This is a genomic window from Kosakonia sp. BYX6, assembly GCF_038449125.1.
Classification (GTDB): Bacteria; Pseudomonadota; Gammaproteobacteria; order Enterobacterales; family Enterobacteriaceae; genus Kosakonia; species Kosakonia calanthes.
Genome location: NZ_CP151800.1, coordinates 2,159,306 through 2,179,499 on the forward strand (window position 1 = coordinate 2,159,306; position 20,194 = coordinate 2,179,499).

Annotated in this window: 18 protein-coding genes; 8 read left to right on the top strand and 10 right to left on the bottom strand. The window is 57.0% G+C overall.

Annotated elements, in window-relative coordinates; translation table 11 throughout:
• Window positions 1-261 precede the first annotated feature (261 nt).
• Entirely contained in the window at window positions 262-1,782 is a 1,521-nt protein-coding gene (gene exaC, locus AAEY27_RS10125; RefSeq protein WP_342325101.1) for an acetaldehyde dehydrogenase ExaC, read from the top strand.
• 25 nt (window positions 1,783-1,807) lie between these two features.
• Window positions 1,808-2,839 (top strand): alcohol dehydrogenase AdhP, encoded by a 1,032-nt coding sequence (gene adhP, locus AAEY27_RS10130; protein WP_342325103.1) that lies wholly within the window; start codon window positions 1,808-1,810, stop codon window positions 2,837-2,839.
• Window positions 2,840-2,919: 80 nt separating this feature from the next.
• Here the strand turns inward: adhP and gap are convergent, their stop codons facing one another.
• Window positions 2,920-3,930, bottom strand: a complete 1,011-nt coding sequence (gene gap, locus AAEY27_RS10135; RefSeq protein ID WP_342325105.1) for a type I glyceraldehyde-3-phosphate dehydrogenase — start codon at window positions 3,928-3,930, stop codon at window positions 2,920-2,922.
• Between the two features lie 78 nt (window positions 3,931-4,008).
• Window positions 4,009-4,989 (bottom strand): GlxA family transcriptional regulator, encoded by a 981-nt coding sequence (locus AAEY27_RS10140; protein ID WP_342325106.1) that lies wholly within the window; start codon window positions 4,987-4,989, stop codon window positions 4,009-4,011.
• 653 nt (window positions 4,990-5,642) lie between these two features.
• Between AAEY27_RS10140 and AAEY27_RS10145 the strand changes: the two genes are divergently transcribed.
• A complete protein-coding gene (locus AAEY27_RS10145) occupies window positions 5,643-5,852 on the top strand; it encodes a hypothetical protein (protein WP_342325107.1) in 210 nt (69 codons plus the stop codon).
• A 309-nt stretch (window positions 5,853-6,161) separates the two neighbouring features.
• Here AAEY27_RS10145 and katG read toward each other — a convergent pair whose 3' ends face one another.
• A complete protein-coding gene (gene katG, locus AAEY27_RS10150) occupies window positions 6,162-8,345 on the bottom strand; it encodes a catalase/peroxidase HPI (RefSeq protein WP_342325108.1) in 2,184 nt (727 codons plus the stop codon).
• Window positions 8,346-8,661: 316 nt separating this feature from the next.
• On the opposite strand from katG, the gene AAEY27_RS10155 reads away from it, so the two are divergent.
• On the top strand, window positions 8,662-9,363 hold the full coding sequence (locus AAEY27_RS10155; protein WP_342325109.1) for a helix-turn-helix domain-containing protein: 702 nt from the start codon (window positions 8,662-8,664) through the stop codon (window positions 9,361-9,363).
• Here the strand turns inward: AAEY27_RS10155 and AAEY27_RS10160 are convergent.
• The 5 genes from AAEY27_RS10160 to AAEY27_RS10180 are packed head-to-tail and all read right to left on the bottom strand — an operon-like array spanning window position 9,343 to window position 14,206.
• A complete protein-coding gene (locus AAEY27_RS10160) occupies window positions 9,343-9,939 on the bottom strand; it encodes a 2-dehydro-3-deoxyphosphogluconate aldolase (RefSeq protein WP_342325111.1) in 597 nt (198 codons plus the stop codon). The two genes, AAEY27_RS10155 and AAEY27_RS10160, sit on opposite strands and share 21 nt — an antisense overlap.
• Window positions 9,926-10,819, bottom strand: coding sequence for a 2-dehydro-3-deoxygalactonokinase (locus tag AAEY27_RS10165; protein WP_342325113.1), 894 nt, complete (start codon window positions 10,817-10,819; stop codon window positions 9,926-9,928). The genes AAEY27_RS10160 and AAEY27_RS10165 overlap by 14 nt, the downstream gene beginning before the upstream one ends.
• Entirely contained in the window at window positions 10,816-11,712 is an 897-nt protein-coding gene (locus AAEY27_RS10170; protein WP_342325115.1) for a dihydrodipicolinate synthase family protein, read from the bottom strand. Before AAEY27_RS10170 ends, AAEY27_RS10165 begins: the two co-directional genes overlap by 4 nt.
• Window positions 11,706-12,869: a mandelate racemase/muconate lactonizing enzyme family protein gene (locus AAEY27_RS10175; RefSeq protein ID WP_342325117.1), complete on the bottom strand. Its 1,164-nt coding sequence runs from the start codon at window positions 12,867-12,869 to the stop codon at window positions 11,706-11,708. Before AAEY27_RS10175 ends, AAEY27_RS10170 begins: the two co-directional genes overlap by 7 nt.
• 17 nt (window positions 12,870-12,886) lie before the next feature.
• Window positions 12,887-14,206, bottom strand: coding sequence for an MFS transporter (locus tag AAEY27_RS10180; protein WP_342325118.1), 1,320 nt, complete (start codon window positions 14,204-14,206; stop codon window positions 12,887-12,889).
• A gap of 302 nt (window positions 14,207-14,508) precedes the next feature.
• Here AAEY27_RS10180 and AAEY27_RS10185 point away from each other — a divergent pair, with 302 nt between their 5' ends.
• Genes AAEY27_RS10185 through AAEY27_RS10200 form a run of 4 tightly spaced genes read left to right on the top strand, consistent with a single transcriptional unit; the run spans window position 14,509 to window position 18,973 of the window.
• On the top strand, window positions 14,509-14,964 hold the full coding sequence (locus tag AAEY27_RS10185; protein WP_342325119.1) for a MarR family transcriptional regulator: 456 nt from the start codon (window positions 14,509-14,511) through the stop codon (window positions 14,962-14,964).
• Between the two features lie 23 nt (window positions 14,965-14,987).
• The gene (locus tag AAEY27_RS10190; protein ID WP_342325121.1) at window positions 14,988-16,169 is read left to right on the top strand and encodes an efflux RND transporter periplasmic adaptor subunit; all 1,182 of its coding nucleotides are present in this window, start codon (window positions 14,988-14,990) and stop codon (window positions 16,167-16,169) included.
• A gap of 10 nt (window positions 16,170-16,179) precedes the next feature.
• Window positions 16,180-17,715, top strand: coding sequence for a DHA2 family efflux MFS transporter permease subunit (locus AAEY27_RS10195; RefSeq protein ID WP_342325123.1), 1,536 nt, complete (start codon window positions 16,180-16,182; stop codon window positions 17,713-17,715).
• A gap of 22 nt (window positions 17,716-17,737) precedes the next feature.
• Complete coding sequence (locus AAEY27_RS10200) at window positions 17,738-18,973, top strand: MFS transporter (protein WP_342325124.1); 1,236 nt, start codon at window positions 17,738-17,740, stop codon at window positions 18,971-18,973.
• Between the two features lie 43 nt (window positions 18,974-19,016).
• On the opposite strand, the gene AAEY27_RS10205 is transcribed toward AAEY27_RS10200, so the two are convergent.
• Both AAEY27_RS10205 and AAEY27_RS10210 read right to left on the bottom strand, forming a co-directional pair.
• The gene (locus tag AAEY27_RS10205; RefSeq protein ID WP_342325126.1) at window positions 19,017-19,496 is read right to left on the bottom strand and encodes a nuclear transport factor 2 family protein; all 480 of its coding nucleotides are present in this window, start codon (window positions 19,494-19,496) and stop codon (window positions 19,017-19,019) included.
• Between the two features lie 14 nt (window positions 19,497-19,510).
• Window positions 19,511-20,092, bottom strand: coding sequence for a TetR/AcrR family transcriptional regulator (locus AAEY27_RS10210; RefSeq protein ID WP_342325128.1), 582 nt, complete (start codon window positions 20,090-20,092; stop codon window positions 19,511-19,513).
• Window positions 20,093-20,194: the final 102 nt, after the last annotated feature.

Consider the following 20,194-nt stretch of genomic DNA (forward strand, 5'->3'; position numbering starts at 1 on the left):
CCATTGAGATGTTACATTTGTGTAGCATATAAGTGTCACGCCTGTGTCGACGAGCGACACACTTCCTACATTGCGAGTTGTGCTTTTTTGCTACTGCCCGTGACAGTCTGGTTTATTTCTTTCTCTTACTTATTGATTTTGTTGAGCAAAAAACATTCTTCTTTCCACTGGTTGATTTGGCATAAGAACTGCTTATGTCCTTTCGTCCGCCCTGTGCGCGAGACGCCTCACCTGTAGCGAATAATAAAAGAGGAACATCCTATGAAATATCTGCACCCTGGCCTTGCTGGCGCGAACGTGTCATTTAAAGCGCGTTATGGCAACTATATTGGCGGCGAATTTGTTGACCCGGTGGAAGGCCGTTGGTTTACCAACACCTCGCCGGTCACCGGACAGGTGATTGCCGAGTTCCCGCGCTCTAACGCGGCCGATATTGATAAAGCACTGGATGCCGCGCACGCCGCCGCCGCCGCGTGGGGCAAAACCAGTGTGCAGGAACGTTCGAACGTATTGCTGGCGATTGCCGATCGCATTGAAGCGAACCTCGAACTGCTGGCGCTGACGGAAACCTGGGATAACGGCAAACCGATTCGTGAAACCATGGGCGCAGATATTCCGCTGGCAGTCGATCATTTCCGCTATTTCGCGGGCTGTATTCGCGCGCAGGAAGGCACTGCCGCGGAGATCGACAGCAACACCGTGGCCTATCACATTTACGAGCCGCTGGGCGTGGTCGGGCAGATAATCCCATGGAACTTCCCGATTCTGATGGCGGCCTGGAAGCTGGCGCCCGCGCTGGCAGCGGGCAACTGCGTGGTACTCAAACCCGCCGAACAAACGCCGCTCGGCATTTGTGTGTTGATGGAGTTGATTGGCGATCTGCTGCCAAAAGGTGTGCTGAATGTGGTTCACGGTTTCGGCACTGAAGCGGGCGAACCGCTGGCGCGCAGCAAACGCATTGAAAAAATCGCTTTCACCGGTTCAACGCCGATTGGCCGCCACATCCTCTCTTGCGCGGCGGAAAACATCATTCCGAGCACCGTCGAACTGGGCGGCAAATCGCCCAATATTTACTTCGAAGATGTGCTGAATGGCGACCCGGATTACATCGATAAAGCGATTGAAGGCGTGGTGCTCGGCTTCTTCAACCAAGGAGAAGTGTGTACCTGCCCGTCGCGCGTGCTGGTGCAGGAGTCCATCTACCCGCAGTTCGTCGAAAAAGTGATTGCCCGCATGGAGAACATTCGTAAAGGCGACCCGTTTGACACGGATACCATGATCGGCGCACAAGCTTCGCAAGAGCAGTACGAAAAAATCCTCTCCTATATCACCATCGCCCGTGAAGAGGGTGGCGAAATCATTACCGGCGGCGCGCATGTTGAACATGGCGACGCGCTGGAAAACGGGTATTACATCCAGCCCACGCTGATTAAAGGGCACAACGGCATGCGCTGTTTCCAGGAGGAGATCTTTGGGCCAGTGATTGGCATCACCACGTTTAAAGACGAAGCGGAAGCGTTGCAGATTGCCAACGATACGGAATTCGGCCTGGGCGCCGGGTTGTGGACGCTGGACATCAATCGAGCGTGGCGCATGGGGCGCGCGATCAAAGCCGGTCGCGTATGGACCAACTGTTACCACCTCTATCCGGCACACGCCGCGTTTGGGGGGTACAAAAACTCGGGCGTCGGGCGTGAAACCCACAAACTGGCGCTGAGCCACTACCAGCAGATCAAAAACCTGCTGGTCAGCTACAGCGGTTCGCCGCTGGGCCTGTACTAATTATCCATCAGGATGAGGTGATAATATGCAACTGAAAACCATGAAAGCCGCCGTCGTAAAGGCGTTTGGCGAGCCGCTGGTGATTGAAGAGGTGATGGTGCCTGCCGTTGAACCGGGCAAAATCCTCGTCAAAATCGCAGCGACCGGCGTCTGTCACACGGATCTGCATGCAGCGGAAGGCGACTGGCCGGTGAAGCCGAATCCGCCGTTTATTCCCGGCCACGAAGGTGTCGGGCATGTAGTGGCGGTGGGGCCAGGCGTGACGCATGTGAAGGAGGGCGACAGAGTCGGCGTGCCGTGGCTTTACTCAGCCTGCGGGTATTGCGAACACTGCCTGGGCGGGTGGGAAACACTCTGCCATTCACAGCAGAACTCCGGTTATTCGGTCAACGGCAGCTTTGCCGAGTACTGCCTGGCGGATGCGAACTACGTCGGGATCTTGCCGGACAATGTCGGTTTTAATGAAATTGCGCCGATCCTCTGCGCCGGCGTCACGGTCTATAAAGGGCTGAAAATGACCGAAGCACGCGCCGGGCAGTGGGTTGTGATTTCCGGTATCGGCGGGTTGGGACACTTGGCGATCCAGTACGCGGTGGCGATGGGCATGAACGTGGCGGCGGTGGATATCGACGATGAAAAACTCGACTTTGCCCGTCGGCTCGGCGCATCGGTGGTGGTGAACGCCCGCGAAGAGGATCCCGGTACGCGTTTTCACGCCGAGTTTGGCGGCGCGCATGGCGTGCTGGTCACCGCGGTGTCGCCCAAAGCCTTTGAGCAGGCGACCACCATGATGCGCCGTGGCGGCACTATGGTGCTGAACGGGTTGCCGCCGGGGAAATTCGATCTGTCGATTTTCGATATGGTGCTGGATGGCACCACCGTGCGCGGGTCGATTGTTGGCACGCGTAAGGATTTGCAGGAGGCATTGGATTTCGCCGGGCACAATAAAGTGCATGCGGAAATCGCCGTCGAACCGCTGGAAAACATCAACGGCATTTTTGATCGCATGCGCGCCGGGAAAATCACCGGCCGCATTGTGGTGGATATGTCGATGTAACAAAGCAAAACGGGGCGCAATGCCCCGTTATTTTTACACCAATGGTAGGCCGGATAAGCGCAGCGCCATCCGGCAACTCATTACAAACCGCGTTGTGCCATCAATTTCGCCAGATCAACCAGCCGGTTGGAGAAACCCCACTCGTTATCATACCAGGCGAGAATTTTCACCAAATTGCCGCCAATCACCAGCGTCGATAGCCCGTCGATAATGGATGAACGCGGGTCGCCCTGGTAATCGCTGGAAACCAGCGGTTCATCGCTGTAACCGAGAATGCCTTTCAGCGGCCCGTTTGCCGCCGCTTCGCGGAATGCGGCATTCACTTCATCCACGGTCACCTCGCGTTTGAGCGTCACGGTCAGGTCGACAATCGACACCACCGGCACCGGCACGCGCAACGAGTAGCCCGTCAAACGCCCGTCCAGCTCCGGGATCACTTTGCCCAGCGCTTTCGCGGCACCGCTGGAATACGGCACAATCGACAGGGCGGCGGCGCGTGCGCCACGCAAATCTTTCTCCGGCTGATCGTGCAGCGCCTGGCTGTTGGTATAGGCGTGGGTGGTGTTCATCAGGCCATGCTCAATGCCAAACTGCTGATGCAGAACCTGCGCGGCAGGCGCCAGACCGTTGGTGGTGCAACTGCCGTTGCTGACCACAAAGTGGCGCTGCGGATCGTACTGCTGGTCATTTACCCCCAGCACAATCGTCAAATCGTCATTTTTCCCCGGCGCGGAGATAATGACGCGTTTCGCGCCGCCGCTGCTGATATGTACCGCCGCTTTTTCCCGGTCGGTGAAAAAGCCGGTCGCTTCAATCACGATATCGACACCCGCGTCGCGCCACGGAATATTGGCCGGGTCGCGCTCGCTGAATACGCGAACCGCTTTGCCGTCGACCAACAACTGGCCTTCGCCCGCTTCAACCGGGACGGGCAGGGTGCCGAGCAGGGAATCGTGTTTCAACAAATGCGCCAGCGTTTTGCTGTCGGTCAGATCGTTAATCGCCACAATCTGTATATCCGCGTTGCCAAGTGCCGCACGCAGAACGTTGCGCCCAATCCTGCCAAAACCATTAATGCCGACGTTAACCATAATGAACTCCTTGTGTCAGGTATCTGCGTTCACTGTAGGTTTGATGGGCGATGGCGTAAATGACAAAAAAGGATCACTTTACGCCATTTTGCGGCTATGGAAGCGCTGGCGGTATTCGCCGGGTGTTAGGTGCAACTGGCGTTCAAAAATGCGCCGCAGGTTAATACTGCTGCCAAAACCGCTGAGAGTGGCAATGCGATCCAGCGTGTCGCTGGTTTGTTCCAGACGATCGCGGGCGGCGGCGAGACGCGCTTCGGCGACATAACGGGCCGGGGAGACGCCCGTCTGGCGGGTAAAGACGCGGGTGAAATTGCGCGGGCTCATCGCCACCTGCGCGGCCAGGGTTTCGACGGATAAATCGTCTGCAAGGTGTTCCAGAATCCAGCTTTGCAACTCACTGATCGGCCCGACGCTGCTGGCCTGTTGCAAGTGAAAGCGGCTGAACTGCAATTGCCCGCCGGGGCGGCGCAGGTACATCACCAGATCCTGCGCTACATCGCGGGCGAGGGTAAAACCGTAATCCTCTTCAACCAGCGCCAGCGTTAAATCAAAGCCGGAACTGACGCCGCCGGACGTCCATATCGGCCCATCCTGAATGTAGAGCGGGCCACCTTCGACCTGAATTTTTGGAAATTGTGCCTGCATGGTTTCCAGCAAGCGCCAGTGGGTGGTTGCGCGCCGACCGTCCAGCAAACCGGTCTGCGCCAGCAGCATGGCGCCGCCGCAAATCGACACAACGCGCCGGGCGTGCGGCGCGGCGAGATGCAGCCAGTCCACCACGGCGGTGCCTTCGTCTTCATCAATGCCGCGCCCGGTAATCATAATGGTGTCCCACGGTTGACGCGGATCGATTTCCGGTAAGCGATGATCCGCCAGCAGGTTTAACCCGGACTGCCCGTGGATCACCTGGTGCGGCTGCGTGGTGGCGATGGTTATTTTGTAACGCGGTGAGTGCGTATCAGTGGGATGCAGGCGATTAGCCTGCATCAGAATGTCGGCGATACCGGCGGATTCGAACAGCATGCCGCCATCAGGAACGATAATCAGGAAAGTTTTCATGTCCTGAAAAGTACGCTCCCTACACAATAAGTCAACGGGCAGTGACGATCTGACGGCGTAAGCAGCCAGAGTCATTCTCTTATGAGCTATAGGATGATCCTATGTAATCATAAGAAATGATTAACAGTTTTCGTCAAAGCTCTATTCCACGTTGATGAGCTAATTAATTGCCAAAATGATGGATAAAAATTAACGACACCTTCCATGCCTGTAACGTTTTGACAGATTCTAAATATATTCATTATGCAGGTATTAATCTGCGCAATAGACAAAATAATCCCTTGTAAGTAGGTGTGTTTTATTTAGCGAATCGGTTATTTATCCGCGTCCTTATAAATAACTTAGCGGTACTTCGATTTAATTTAAATAATCACTGGCGTTACTAATCCATGATTCTGTGACAAAAACGCGGGCTTAGGGGGTATTTCTGACGATTTTTTACCTTTCGCGGAAAGCTATATCATTTTTTCTTTTGGTTTTGAGATGAATCTTAGAATGAATAGCGAAGCGGACAGGCGATGCCTGTAAGCCGGTTTTCAATGGCTGAGCATTTTGCTTATTTAATGGAAAAATTGTCGGCTAATTTTGCAAAACGGGTCTATAAAAATAAGGGCAAGAATGTTCAATAAGCAGCACTGCGCGGAGACGATTCCATGTCCAGAGCAAAAGCTTACAACCTGAAGCAGGCATATCAAATGGTTAGCTCGGGAAAGCACCAACAGGTCGAGCTGGCATTTGATGTCGATGCGGATACGTTCTTTATGTTAACCACGAACTACGGGATGAGCGGGGCAAAAATTGACCGCCACGATAATCATTTTGTGCTCAAGCTTGAGCAAGAAGAATCGTCAGCCTCTGGCTGAAGCGATTGATTTTAAAGAACTATACTGGCCCGCAACGCGAAAGGTGTACCGGATTCTTCCGAAAGCCATGCTGATGTCACATTCGCGTTACATTTCTCCCCTTTAATAGCCGCGAGCCTGCCGGATCCTGTTGCAAACGGCTCGCGGCTCCATGTGTTGTTACCCTGATTTTTGGCGGCTTTCCCCCTTGCCGTCGACCCAGACTCGTTGTCACTACACTTTCCCGGCCAACGCCGGGATTTTTTTGCCTGCAATAAAAAAGCCTGCGGGCCTTTTCAGGCGTCGCAGGCTTGCGTAAGGAAGAGGGGATTACAGCAGGTCGAAGCGATCCAGGTTCATCACTTTCGTCCACGCGGCCACGAAGTCGGTAACGAATTTCTGCTTGCCGTCGGCGCTGGCATAGACTTCAGCCAGCGCGCGCAGCACCGAGTTGGAACCGAACACCAAATCCGCGCGCGTGGCGGTGTATTTCACTTCTCCGCTGCGGCGGTCGCGGCCTTCAAACAGTTCGGACTTCTCATCCGTGGCTTTCCACGCGGTGCGCATATCCAGCAGATTGACGAAGAAATCCGTGCTCAGCACGCCCACCTGGTCGGTAAAGACACCGTGTTGGCTGCCGTCATAATTGGCACCCAGCGCGCGTAAACCACCAACCAGCGCGGTCATTTCCGGCGCGGTCAGCGTCAGTTGCTGCGCTTTATCAATCAGCAGCGTTTCGGTGCTGATGCCATCCCACACGCGGCGATAGTTACGGAAACCATCGGCCAGCGGTTCCATCAGCGAGAAGGATTCGACATCGGTCTGATCCTGGCGCGCATCGACACGGCCCGGCGTAAAGGGAACCGTGACCTGCACACCCGCCGCGGCGGCGGCTTTCTCAATCCCGACCACGCCCGCCAACACAATCACGTCCGCCAGCGATGCTTTGCCGGAGGTTTGCTGAATGCTTTGCAACGCAGGCAGTGCCTTCGTCGCAATGGCGTTCACTGGCCAGTTTCTTTGTGGATCCAGCGCCAGACGCGCGCCGTTGGCACCGCCGCGTTTATCACCGCCACGGAATGTCGACGCCGATGCCCAGGCCACCGACACCAGTTCGCTTACGGATAAACCCGACTCGGCAATGGCCGCTTTCAGGTTCGCGATATCCGCACCATTTGGCTGATGCACGGCGTCCGGCAACGGATCCTGCCAAATCAGATCTTCTTTCGGCACTTCCGGGCCAATGTAACGGGATTTCGGCCCCATATCGCGGTGCGTCAGTTTGAACCAAGCGCGGGCGAACGCTTCATTGAAGGCTTGCGGATCGTTGAGGAAACGGCGCGAAATTTTTTCAAATTCCGGGTCGAAACGCAGCGTCAGATCGGTCACCAGCATGGTCGGCTTGCGTTTTTTCTCAGGATCGAACGGATCAGGAATAATCGCTTCGGCGTCTTTCGCTTCAAACTGAATGGCGCCGCCAGGACTGCGGGTTTGCACCCACTCATATTTGAACAGGTTCTCGAAGAAGTAGTTGCTCCATTGAGTTGGCGTTTGTGTCCAGGCCACTTCCAGCCCGGACGTGATGGCATCGGCACCTGCGCCACTGCCAAAACTGCTGCTCCAGCCGAGACCTTGCGCTTCCAGCGGCGCGGCTTCCGGTTCCGGGCCAACGTGATCCGGCGAGGGTGCGGCACCGTGCGTTTTACCCAGCGTATGACCGCCGGCAATCAGCGCCACGGTCTCTTCGTCATTCATCCCCATATTCCCAAACGTCGCGCGAATGGCTGATGCGGCGGAAACCGGCTCACCGCTGGCATTTGGCCCTTCCGGGTTCACATAAATCAGCCCCATTTCCGTTGCGCCGATGGCGGCCTGCGCCAGGCTTTCCGGGTGGCGATGGCTCAGCCACTCTTTCTCGTTACCCCAGTCGATATCCAGATCCGGTTCCCAGACATCTTCACGGCCTGCGCCAAAACCGAAGGTGCGGAAACCGGCATTTTCCAGCGCGACGTTGCCCGCCAGAATAATCAGGTCGCCCCAGGAAATTTGCTGACCATATTTCTGTTTCACCGGCCACAGCAGGCGGCGGGCTTTATCAAGGCTGACGTTATCCGGCCACGAGTTCAGCGGCGCGAAACGTTGCTGACCGCGCCCGGAACCGCCGCGCCCATCAACCGTGCGATACGTGCCCGCGCTGTGCCAGGCCATACGAATAAACAGACCGATGTAGCTGCCCCAGTCGGCGGGCCACCACTCTTGCGAGTCGGTCAGAACATTGCGGATATCGGCTTTCAGTGCGGAGTAATCGAGGTTTTTGAACGCGTCGCGATAACTGAAGTTTTCGCCCAGCGGGTTGGAACGGTTGGAATGTTGATTCAGCAGGTCAACGCGGAGTTGGTTCGGCCACCAGTCACGGTTGGCGGTGGCACCGTCGGATTTCGGCTTGCTGGCGTTATCATGGAAAGGGCATTTCTCGACGGATGTAGCAGGGGTTAAATCGTCTGACGTGCTCATATCTGGCTCCATTTTGCGTGTGTAATGGCGTTACGATATACACTGCTTCCAGTTAAAGGTACCTGAATGAATCTACGGATTTGATAGTTAATACCTTTCTAAAAAACAAAAAAAATCGACAAAAATCACATAACTAAAACCTGTAACGCTTAAACCATAGCAATTCACCCACTGCCGCTACGTTTTATTTGCCGCTTGTTTGATCCCGGCCCGAAAACAGCACAGGTTGGCGAGCATCACATCCGCTGCGTTTGCGCCTGTTATTTCGCCGACAAATCCCTACACTGGAAAGCCGTCGCACCAGGAACCTTTCGCCATGAGCAAAATGAACAGCACCGTCTTTGACGCGTTTCGTTGCCTGAATTTACTGGCAACCGGCAGCCGCGCGTTTGGCATTCGCGAGATTGGCCGTGAGCTGTCGCTGGACTCCGCCAAAGTGACGCGTCTGATGCAAACATTGCTGGCGCTGGAGATGGTGCAGCAGGACGCGAAACGCAAATACCGTCTCGGCATGGGCATTCACCGTTTATCGGCGAGCGCCATCCACAACTCGGCTTTTTACACCGCAGTACTGGAGATGCTGGAAGAAACCGGCAGCCACAATGTCTCTATCGTGATTGGCGTGCTGAGTGGCAGCCATGTGGTGTATTTGCTGCACACGCGCGGCGGGAAAAGCATTGCGCGTGCGATTGGCAACTATGAATCCTGGCCGATTCGCGACTCGGTAATTGGCATCAAACTGCTGTCGACCATGAGCGATGAGGAGATCGTCGAGCGCATTGGCATCCACGATTACCATTTGCTGCAAAAAGAGATTGAACAGGCGCGCCAGCACCAGGTGTTTGGCAACGCGTGGGCGCCTGGCGATTACCGGCTGGCCTGTATTATTCCGGGGATGCAGGCGGCGATTGCCTTGTCCAATATCGGCGGTGACAAAGTGGATATCGACAGCCTGCGCCAGTTTCTGGTGTCGGCGGCGCGCAAAATCAGCGGGGAGTCATTCCCCGCGGTTCAATAACTGCTGGCAGTGCAGGGCGGTGGTGGCGACGCGTTGCCCTGGCCGATAAAGCGATGAACCGATGCCAACGCTGTCGTAATAGCGCAAATAATCTGCCGCATTGTCACAATCGACACCGCCGACGGCAGAAAACAGCACACTTTGTGATAACGGACCTTTGATCATCTGCGGGTAGTTCAGCGGCAGCGCACTGGCCGGGAAGATCTTCAGCACGTCCACCCCCAATTCGCAGGCGCGAAAAATTTCGCTACTGGTAAACACCCCTGCGCACACTTGCAAACCCTGCTGTTTTGCGGCAACGACCACGCGTTCATCGAGATTGGGCGTCAGGATAAACCCCGCGCCCGCATTGGCGCAGGTGACAACGTGTTGCGGCGTCAACACCGTGCCCGCGCCAAGATGAATAGCGTCGCCAAACACCTCGCGCACGCGGGTGAGGCTGGTGGCCCACTCCGGCGAATTAGTGGTGATCTCCACGCTGTTGATGCCGTGGTCGCGCAGGCAGGCGATATGCTCGATACATTCTGGTGGCGTGATGCCGCGCAGGATCGCCACAATCTGGTTACTCTCTTTCACGAAACACCTCATTCAGCCCGGCAATGAGCGCACGCTCTGCTTCAAGGGATGTGCAGGGCAAACCGAGCGCTTCGCAGGCCTGGCGGTAAAGCGGCAGCAGCGCGTCGCTGCCGATAAAACACACTGGCGCATTTCGCGGATGGCCTTGCAGAATTTCATGACCGATCAGCAAACCCGATAGCCACGCACCCGCCAAAGAGGCGTCCAGATCGCCCAGAATGTAGCGCCCACGGCAACGAAACAGCTCGCAGACCAGCGTGGTGTGCCCCGCTTCAATCGATTGCGCGGTGGCGACACCTTGCAAAAATTCCTCCGGGGAGGTGATCTGCGTGGGCAGGCCTTTGCCGACAATCGAGTGGTTGAGCACCAGGTGATAAAGCTCACCGGTCATCAAGGTGCGCAGCGATGTCACGGTTTGGTTGGCGCGATCCACCGTCAGCCATTTGCTGTGTGTGCCGACCGCTGCGAACGTTTGGTTGTCCGTTAACGTGAGCGCACCGGCCAGTTGCATCTCTTCGCCTCGGCAGATTTCATGCACCCGGCGGTCGCAAATGCCGGGCCGCAAGGTCACAGGATTCGGCAGGATGCCGGTGAGTTCGCGGCCTTTCGCCGTGAGATCGGCAAAACTCAGCGGTAATTCCAGATATCCCGCGTCGGCAAGCCCGATATTGCTGCCAATCATGCCGCACAGCAGCACCGGCAGTTGCTCATCCCAGGCATCGCCGAGGCGCAAAAGCTGCGCGCGCAAAATCTCCGGCAAATCTTCGCGTTCACATTTTCCCACCCCGCAGCTTGCTTCAACCGTGCGGATCACCTTGCCATTGCGCACGCTCAGGGCGCGGAAATTACTGGTACCCCAGTCGACGGCGATATAGTTCATTGGTTCGCCTCCAGTACCGCCAGCGGCAGGGCGGCAGTGAGATCGCGCAGTTCGTCGCGTGTTACCTGGTCAATGCGTTTAGCCGGTTCGCGCACCACGTCGGTGGCAAAAATGCCGCCCTGGTGCAGCACAGTTTTATGCACTGCCACGCCAATCCCCGGCTGGACGCCGTAACGCAGGAAGGGCAGATAACGGTAGAACAGCGCCTGCGCGTCACGCGGGTTGTGCTGCCAGGCGTTAAGAATGGCGTTAATCACCTCAGGGAATTCGCAGGCGGGCATGGTGCCGACAATCCCCCGGCGCAGTTCTTCATAGAGAAACCCGCCATTCAGGCCGCCGAACAGCCCAACGCGATCGCCAAGCGCTTTTTTCAGCGCGGTGATTTTCAGCGTTGTCGGCGGTTGTTCCACCTTGATGTATTTGATGGTCGGAAAATCCTCACACAGCTTCACCAGCGTTGGCACCGCAATGTTCACCCCGGTCATCAGCGGCGCGTCCTGAATCATAATGTCGATATCGCAGGCTTCGCAGATATCGCGCCAAAAGTTGTAAATTTCGTCCGGGCCGGGTTTCACCACCGAGGGCGGGTTGACCATCGCCACCTGGGCGCCCCAGCGCTGCACGCGCTGAATATCTTCAATGGCGACGGCGGATGACGCGCCGCCCGCCGCCGCAACAAGAGGCAACGCGCCGGTCAGGCGTTTCACACAGGCAAACAGCGCCTCTTTTTCCCCGGATGTCAGCGCATACCCTTCCGACGCATTGCCAAACAACGCCAGCCCGTCGATCCCCTGGGCCAGCAGAAACTTCACTAACTTTTCGATAGACGCAAAATCCACCGCGCCGTGCTCATCAAATGCGGTTGCCAGAATCGGCACATTGCCCTTTAACATGTTGCCCCCATAACAGATGCCCGTACTTTTTCTTCGTTGATTGAAATGCCCAGCCCCGTACCTTGCGGCAGGGCGTAATGCCCCTGTTCACAGACCAGCGGGGTATTGAGCAATTGGTTGGCGATGGCAAACACCGGCGGTTGGTATTCGAGCATAAACAGGTTCGGTAGCGCGGCGGCGACGTGAATAGACGCGGCAATGCACGGGCCTAAGCCAACGCTCAAATGCGGTGCGACCTGCAAATTCCAGGTTTCTGCCAGCGAGGCGATATGCATTAATTCGCTGATACCGGTGCGCCCGACATCGGGCTGCAAAATATCCACCGCGCGCTGTTCGATAAACGGTTTGAACTGGTAACGGGTACGCTCGGTTTCGCCGAGCGCAATCGGCAGCGGACTTTTCGCCCGCAGTTCGCGATGCCCGGCAATATCTTCCGGCAACAGCGGCGCTTCCAGGAAACCTAAGCCCAGCGGATGCAGGGCATTGGCCAGTTCCGCCGCCTGCGCCACGCTGTAATTCCAGTGCGCATCAAGGAAGATTTTCGCCTCGTCGCCCAGCGTTTCGCGAATGGCTCGCACGTTGTCGATGTCTTCGCGCACGCCATAGCCGAGCGCCAGTTTCACGGCGTTAAAGCCTTTCTCCTGCCAGCGTTTCGCCAGCGCGCAGCGGGCGGGCAAATCCGGCTCCGGCAGCCCGGAAACATAACAGGGAACCGACTCGCGGTAGGCGCCGCCGAGCAATTGATAAACCGGTTGTTCGAGGATCTGGCCTTTCAGATCCCACAGCGCGATATCCACAGCGGCCAGTGCGTCGATGTGATACCCGGTGATATGCCCGCGATCGCGCATCGCGTCGTACATCCGCGAGTTCAGCACCTGGCTGGCTAAGGGCGATTGCCCCTTCAGCAACGGCGCGAACAGGTGCGTAATCAGTTCGGCAATCACTTGAGGCACCACCGGGGCCAGCGCTTCTCCCCAGCCAACATGCCCGCTGTCAGTGGTGATTTTTACGAGGCACGTTTCCATCTTGCGCGAGTAGACGCAGCGGTATTCCGGGCGGTAGTAATAATCCGCGTCGTGTTCTTGTGATTCACCGCCCAGGTAAACCTGCTGCGGGGTGATTTTGAGCGGAAAACAGTCGATCTGGCTGATCTTCATGACAACTCCGGGTCAGGTTAATCGAGGACTTTGCCGGCGGTTTCTTTGGCAATCCACACGACAATAAACGAGATAAGCGCCGTTCCCATGACGTACCACGCCGGGGAGAGCGGGTCGCCGGTAAGCGAAATCAAGCCTGCCGAGGCGAACGGCGTGACACCGCCGAACACAGCGACAGTCAGGTTGTAAGCGATGGCGATACTGCCGTAGCGAATCGCGGTCGGGAAAAGTTCCACCATCGCCGCGCCGCAGCCGCCATTAAACATCGCGACAAACACGCCGAGCAGGCTCATGGCGGCAATCGACGCGCCAACGGATCCCTGGCTCATCAGTAGCATTGCCGGCCAGGTGAACAGAATAAAACCGCCGCAGCCCATTAACATGAGCGGGCGACGTCCCCAGAGGTCGGAAAGATAACCGGTGAGCGGCATACATATCGCGACGCTCAACAGCCCAAGCGTGGTGATCAAATACGAGTCGGTGCGGCTGTAGTGCAGGTGCGTGGAGAGGTAGCCCGGCATAAAGGATTGCAGCACCCAGCTACTGACCGCTTTCACCACCACAAAACCGGTGCAGAACAGCAGGGCGTTCATCGAGGTCGAAAGCGATTTGCGCAGCGGGGATTTTTCCAGCTTGCCGCTGGCTTTCAGCTTATGAAACTCTTCGGAGTCTTCCATATTGCGGCGCATATACAACCCGCCAAGCCCCAACGGCGCAGCCAGCAGGAACGGAATGCGCCAGCCCCAGTCGTTCATTGTGCTTTCGCCCAGCCAGTGGGTCAGCATCAGCACCAGCCCGGAGCCGCAAACAAAGGCCATAAAGCTAAAGTTTTCGCTCCAGCAGGTCAGCGTGGCGCGGCGATGCGGTGGGGCGCTTTCGGCAAGATAAGTGATCACGCCGGAACTCTCGCCGCCAGCGGCAAAGCCCTGGAGCAGGCGGGTTAACACCAGTAGGATCGGCGCAACAATGCCCGCCTGTTGCCAGGTGGGCAAAATGCCCATGATGAAGGTGGAAATGGAGGTAATGACAATCACCGTCACCAGCACTTTGCGCCGCCCCAGCCGGTCGCCCATTGATCCGAAAAACAGCCCGCCGAGTGGACGCATTAAAAAGCCGGAGCCGAAGACGGCGAAGGATTTCAGCAAGCCGACCGCCGGGTCGCTGCTGACGAAAAAGTTACTGGCGATGATCGCCGCCAGCGTGCCGTACAGCCCGAAGTCGAACCATTCGATAAAGTGGCCGACGCCCGCCGACAGCATGATTTTGGCGGTGCGTCTGGCGGGAACTTTCTGCTGCGCGGCAGCATAGTTTCCCGGCGAGGATGTTGTGTGCTCCATTTAACCTCCCGAGGTTAAGTAGGGTAGTCGGTGTGTTGTTATCGTCATCGGAGTGTTAAGGATTGGCGGGAAACAGGCGAGCGCAGTGCCAGGTTGCGTGAGGCTTATCAAAGATTGTCAGGAGAAATTGCTTCACATAGTGAAGCAGTGGGTATTTCGCCATACGGGCGGATGCCAACGCCTGATGGCGCTTCGCTTATCAGGCCTACGCGCTGACAAAACGTGCGCTTATCTTGACAATTTATTGACAGTTATATGCCTGGTCAGTAATTTCAAATGTAATTATTGTCCAGGCAAATATCATGAGTAACGCTGCGGATATTCCTAACCCCAAACTGCATCTCGGTTTGCTGATCCATCTGGCGAACCAGTTCAAAGACCAACTGATCAGCAACTACTTTTCGCCAGCGGATATCACCGCGGCGCAGTTCAAAGTGCTGATCAGCATTTACAAAGGGTTCAATAGCCCGGTGGAAGTGAGCAAAAATTTGCTGATGGACGCCGGGGCGATGAGCCGCATGCTCGAACGCATGGTCAAACGCGAGCTCATTTTGCGCACCACCAACCCCGAGGATAAACGCCAGGTCATCCTGGCCCTGACCGAAAAAGGGCGCTGTATTTGCGATCGTTTTCAGAACGAGGCGCTGGCCTCGATCTTAAGTTCGCTGACCTCGCGCCTGACGCCCGAAGAATCCCAACTGCTGGTAGAGCTTCTGATCAAAATGCTGCCGGACGAGGCAACCCAGCCACATCGCTAAGCTGTCCTGATTAAGGTAAAAAGATGTCAACTACTGCTACACAACCCGAGCGTGCACCGAGTAAACGTAAGCGCAATTTCGCTATTTTGTTCATTGTCTTGTTCTTGATCGCTGCGGGTTGCCTTGCGTGGTATCTGCTGTATGCGCGTTATTACGAAACCACCGATGACGCCTACGTCAACGCCAACCTGGTGACCCTGACGCCGCAAATCGCCGGTACCGTGACGCAAGTTTCCGTTGATGAAGGCGACTATGTGCAAAAAGGCCAGCCGTTGGTGCTGCTTGACCCAAGCGATACCGACATCGCTCTGCAACAGGCGCAAGCCGACCTCGCCAATACCGTGCGCCAGGTGCGCGGGCTTTACAGCACCGCTGATAATTACCGCGCCCAGGTCGCCGCGAAAAAAGTCGCGCTGCAAACCGCGCAAAGCGACTATGCCCGCCGTCAGAAGATTTTCGCCACTGGCGCGGTCACGGCGGAAGATCTTGCCCATTATCGTGACACTGTCACCAGCGCGCAAAGCGATTTAGCTGCCGCACAGCAGGCATTGAACACTAATCTGGCGATGGTGGATGACACCGTGATCGACAGCCACCCGGAGATCAAAAGCGCCGTCGCCACCCTGCGCCAGCGTTTCCTCGATAACGCACGCAGCACCATCGTTGCGCCGGTGAGCGGCTATGTCGCCAAACGCGCCGTCCAGCTTGGCATGCGCGTCGATTCCGGCAGCACGCTGATGTCGATTGTGCCGCTCGATCAAGTTTGGGTGGACGCCAACTTCAAAGAGAGCCAGATGAACACCATGCGTCTGGGGCAAAAAGTCACGCTGACGGCGGATCTCTACGGCGATGATGTCGAATACCACGGCACCATTGAGAGCCTCGGCATTGGTACCGGCAGCGCGTTCTCATTGCTGCCAGCGCAGAATGCCAGCGGCAACTGGATCAAGATTATTCAGCGTCTGCCGGTGCGCATTACCCTTGATCCGCACGACATGCAGAAGCACCCGCTGCGCGTCGGTTTGTCGATGTTCGCCCGCGTCGATATCCGCGAGACGGACGGTCACTTGCTGCCGCAAAAAACCGTGGCAGCACCGCGCTTTACCACCGACGTTTACCAAAACGCGCTGGAAAATGCCGATAAGCTGGTGGCGAAAATTCTTCATGACAACAGCCAGCCGGTAGCGTCATCCCGCGCCCGCTAAGAGAGACGTGATGCAAGATAAATCGGCATTTACGCCGCCCAGCCTGCTGCTGGCGACGATTGCGCTGTCGCTGGCGACGTTTATGCAGGTGCTGGATACCACCATCGCTAACGTGGCCTTGCCGACCATCGCCGGGAATCTGGGCGTCAGTTCGGATCAGGGCACCTGGGTTATCACCTCGTTTGCGGTGTGTAACGCCATCGCGCTGCCGTTAACCGGCTGGTTTACCCGCCGCTTCGGGCAACTGAAGCTGTTTGTCGGCTCTGTGGCGCTGTTTACACTGACGTCGTTCTTGTGCGGCTTCGCCCACAGCATGACCGAGTTGATTATCTTCCGCGCCTTGCAGGGTTTTTTCGCCGGGCCGATGTTCCCGATGTGCCAGACGTTGTTACTCGTTATCTTCCCGACCAGCAAGCGCAGTATGGCGCTGGCGCTATTGTCGATGGTTACCGTGGTCGCGCCGATCATCGGGCCGATCACCGGCGGCTGGATCACCGACAACTACTCGTGGCCGTGGATTTTCTATATCAACGTGCCGATCGGCATTTTCGCGGCAATTGTTGTCTGGACCCAACTGCGCGAGCGCGAGGAAACCACCGTCTCGTCGCCGATTGATTACATCGGCATTGCGTTGTTGGTGCTGGGTGTCGGCCTGTTGCAAGTGGTGCTGGATAAAGGCAACGATCTCGACTGGTTCGCTTCGACAGAAATCATCGTTATGTCGATTATCTCGGCGATTGCGCTGGTGTCGTTTGTCATGTGGGAACTGGGCGAGAAGCACCCGATTGTTAACCTGCGGCTGTTTCGCGATCGCAACTTTGCCATTGGCACCGCGACATTAACGCTCGGTTACGCGGCGTTTTTCGCCATCAACATTATTCTGCCGCAGTGGCTGCAAACCCAGATGGGCTACACCGCCATTTGGGCCGGGCTGGCAGCGGCGCCGATGGGCTTTTTACCGCTGTTGATGACACCGTTTATTGGCCGCTACGCCAACAAAGTGGATTTGCGCATTCTGGCCGCGCTGTCGTTCCTGACCATGGGCGCGTCTTGCCTGATGCGCGCGCAGTTCAACACCAACGTCGATTTTCGCACCATCGCCGAAGTGCAGATGTTTATGGGTATTGGCGTGGCGTTTTTCTTTATGCCAATCACCACCATTGTGCTGTCGAATTTGCACGGACAGGAAGTGGCGGAAGGCTCCGGCCTGGCGACCTTTTTCCGTGTGCTGGGCGGTTCGTTTGCCTCCTCGCTCACCACCTGGATCTGGTCGCGGCGCGAGGTTTATCATCATGCCAACCTCACCGAGAGCGTCTCTGTCTATAACCCGGCGGCAATGGACTACCTGCACAAAATGGGCGGCGTGACGCAGCAGCACCTGGCGGCGGTGGATAACACCATCGCAACGCAGGCGTACATGATGTCAACCATCGACTATTTCTGGCTGCTGGGCTGGGGCTTTATGGCGTTGATGATCTTGATTTGGTTTGCGCGACCGCCGTTTGTGCGCTCCGGTGCGCCGGGCGCGCCGTCGGCAGGGCATTAATAACAACGAAAAGAGAAAAGCTATGGCACCTGTTTTACCCGGCAGTGATGGACGTTTATTGCAGCACCGTTCGTTTGTGGCGTTCTGGCTGGCACGAACCAGCTCCAGTTTCGGTTTCCAGATGTTGTCGATAATCGTCGGCTGGCAGATTTACTCCCAGACCCAGAGCGCGTTTTGGCTCGGCATGATTGGCCTTGTGCAGTTTATTCCCTCCGTCACGCTGGCGCTGCCTGCCGGGCATATCGCCGATCAGTTTGACCGGCGTCGCGTCGTGCTGCTGGGGCAGATTTGTGAATGGGTGGCAATTGTCGCGCTGGCGTGGCTGACATGGCAGGGCGATGCCAGCGTGTGGGTGATCCTCGCGCTGATTTTTGTTATCTCCTGCGCGAAAACCGTGGAATCCCCGTCGATGATCTCAATGCTGCCCGCGCTGGTGCCGACGTCGATTTTGCCACGGGCAACCGCGGCGAATGCCGTTTCCGGCCAGGCGGCGCAAATCGTTGGCCCGGCGCTCGGCGGTTTTCTCTATGCGGCAGGCGCGGATGTGGTCTACAGCGTCACCGCCGCGCTGTATCTGGTCTCGCTGCTGCTGGTGATCACGCTGCGTTATGAGCAGGCGCCACCGAAACGCACGCCAGCCACGCTTTCCTCGCTGTTTGCCGGGGTGAATTTTATCCGCAACCGCCCGGATGTGCTGGGTGTGATTTCGCTGGATCTGTTCGCCGTGCTGCTCGGCGGCGCGACCGCGTTGTTGCCGATTTTCGCCCACGATGTGTTGCACACCGGCCCGCTTGGGCTGGGCCTGTTGCGCAGTGCGCCCGCCGTTGGCGCCTTGCTGATCGGCTTCTGGCTCAGCCATCGTTCACTGAAACGCAATGTCGGCATGATCATGTTTATGTGTGTGGCGGGCTTTGGCGTGGCAACGCTGGTGTTTGCCTTCTCAAGCTGGATGTGGCTCTCGCTGCTGGCGCTGTTCGCCCTCGGTGGTTTCGATATGGTGAGTATGGTGATCCGTGGTTCGCTGGTGCAACTTGATACCCCCGATGACATGCGCGGGCGCGTCAACGCGGTGAACTCCATCTTTATCAATACCTCCAACCAGCTTGGCGAGTTTGAGTCCGGCATGCTGGCCGCCTGGCTCGGTGCGGTGCCCGCGGCGGCGCTGGGCGGCATCGGTACACTTGTCGTGGTTGGGCTGTGGATGAAGTGGTTCCCTGGCCTGCGCCATCGCCAGCGCCTGGAAAGCACGCCGGAATAAGGGGACGTTATGCCGGATAAGCGCAAGCGCCATCCGGCGAAACTTACAGCCCCAAATCCGACAACCCCGGATGATCGTCCGGGCGTCGGCCGAGCGGCCAGTGATATTTGCGATCGGCTTCGGCGATCGGCAGATCGTTAATGCAGGCGTAACGCCGCGTCATCAGGCCGTCCGGGCCGAATTCCCAGTTTTCATTGCCGTACGATCGAAACCAGTTTCCCGAATCATCATGCCACTCGTAGGCGAAACGCACGGCAATCACATTTTCAGTAAATGCCCACATCTCTTTGATCAGGCGGTAATCCAGTTCTTTTTTCCATTTGCGCTCCAGAAACGCCTGACACTCCGCGCGCCCGGTAACAAACTCTGCGCGGTTGCGCCATTTTGTCTCCGGCGAATAGGCCAGCACCACTTTTGCCGGGTCACGGCTGTTCCAGCCATCTTCCGCCAGGCGTACTTTTTCGATTGCCGATTCGCGGGTAAACGGCGGCAGGGGCGGTCGGGTTGTGTGTTGTTCAGACATAAAAGCCTCTCTCATCAAGGTGTTGTTGAAACATTGGCGGGTTGCAGCAAGGCGAGGGCAACGGATTTCGCGCTTTCTGCCGCGTGGATATCTCCGGTGACTCTGGCAACCGTGATCGCGCCGTCGATCAGGATCAGCAACTGCCTGGCAAGCGGCTCCGGCTCGGCGCAACCCGCCTGCTCGCACAAGTGCTGAACGTAACTGAGCAGCCGCTGTTTGTGCCGTTTGCAGATCGCGCGCACTGGCGCCTCGGCGTCACCGATTTCGCAGGCGGTGTTGATAAACGCGCAGCCATAAAACTCCGGCGACGCGAACCAGCTAGCCAGCACGTTAAACATTTCAATCAGCCGGGCGTGCGGCGTCGCGGCTTTTTCGGTTTCCTCGCAAAACCAGTGCATCCAGCGATCGTCGCGGGCATCCAGCACGGCAATGGCGATGTCATCTTTATTCGTGAAATGGTGATAGATACTTTTCCGGGCGACACCGGAAACTTTCACCAGCGCGTCGAGGCTGGTGGCCTGGATGCCCTGTTGATAGATAAGCCTTTCCGCCGTGGAAAGGATTTTGTCGCGCGTCGTGGGGAGTTGTGTTTTCATGCCGACAAAGTAGAACGACCGTTCTACCTTGTCAATCGATGAAAAACGAAAGGGTACTCTGGCGCGTCGTTTTGCCCCTGGCACAGATGCGGGATGTTTCCG

Coding starts and splice junctions, on each gene's coding strand:
- exaC (WP_342325101.1), top strand. CDS start 262: ATGAAATATCTGCACCCTGGCCTTGCTGGCGCGAACGTGTCATTTAAA.
- adhP (WP_342325103.1), top strand. CDS start 1,808: ATGCAACTGAAAACCATGAAAGCCGCCGTCGTAAAGGCGTTTGGCGAG.
- gap (WP_342325105.1), bottom strand. CDS start 3,930: ATGGTTAACGTCGGCATTAATGGTTTTGGCAGGATTGGGCGCAACGTT.
- AAEY27_RS10140 (WP_342325106.1), bottom strand. CDS start 4,989: ATGAAAACTTTCCTGATTATCGTTCCTGATGGCGGCATGCTGTTCGAA.
- AAEY27_RS10145 (WP_342325107.1), top strand. CDS start 5,643: ATGTCCAGAGCAAAAGCTTACAACCTGAAGCAGGCATATCAAATGGTT.
- katG (WP_342325108.1), bottom strand. CDS start 8,345: ATGAGCACGTCAGACGATTTAACCCCTGCTACATCCGTCGAGAAATGC.
- AAEY27_RS10155 (WP_342325109.1), top strand. CDS start 8,662: ATGAGCAAAATGAACAGCACCGTCTTTGACGCGTTTCGTTGCCTGAAT.
- AAEY27_RS10165 (WP_342325113.1), bottom strand. CDS start 10,819: ATGAACTATATCGCCGTCGACTGGGGTACCAGTAATTTCCGCGCCCTG.
- AAEY27_RS10170 (WP_342325115.1), bottom strand. CDS start 11,712: ATGTTAAAGGGCAATGTGCCGATTCTGGCAACCGCATTTGATGAGCAC.
- AAEY27_RS10175 (WP_342325117.1), bottom strand. CDS start 12,869: ATGAAGATCAGCCAGATCGACTGTTTTCCGCTCAAAATCACCCCGCAG.
- AAEY27_RS10180 (WP_342325118.1), bottom strand. CDS start 14,206: ATGGAGCACACAACATCCTCGCCGGGAAACTATGCTGCCGCGCAGCAG.
- AAEY27_RS10185 (WP_342325119.1), top strand. CDS start 14,509: ATGAGTAACGCTGCGGATATTCCTAACCCCAAACTGCATCTCGGTTTG.
- AAEY27_RS10190 (WP_342325121.1), top strand. CDS start 14,988: ATGTCAACTACTGCTACACAACCCGAGCGTGCACCGAGTAAACGTAAG.
- AAEY27_RS10195 (WP_342325123.1), top strand. CDS start 16,180: ATGCAAGATAAATCGGCATTTACGCCGCCCAGCCTGCTGCTGGCGACG.
- AAEY27_RS10200 (WP_342325124.1), top strand. CDS start 17,738: ATGGCACCTGTTTTACCCGGCAGTGATGGACGTTTATTGCAGCACCGT.
- AAEY27_RS10205 (WP_342325126.1), bottom strand. CDS start 19,496: ATGTCTGAACAACACACAACCCGACCGCCCCTGCCGCCGTTTACCCGC.
- AAEY27_RS10210 (WP_342325128.1), bottom strand. CDS start 20,092: ATGAAAACACAACTCCCCACGACGCGCGACAAAATCCTTTCCACGGCG.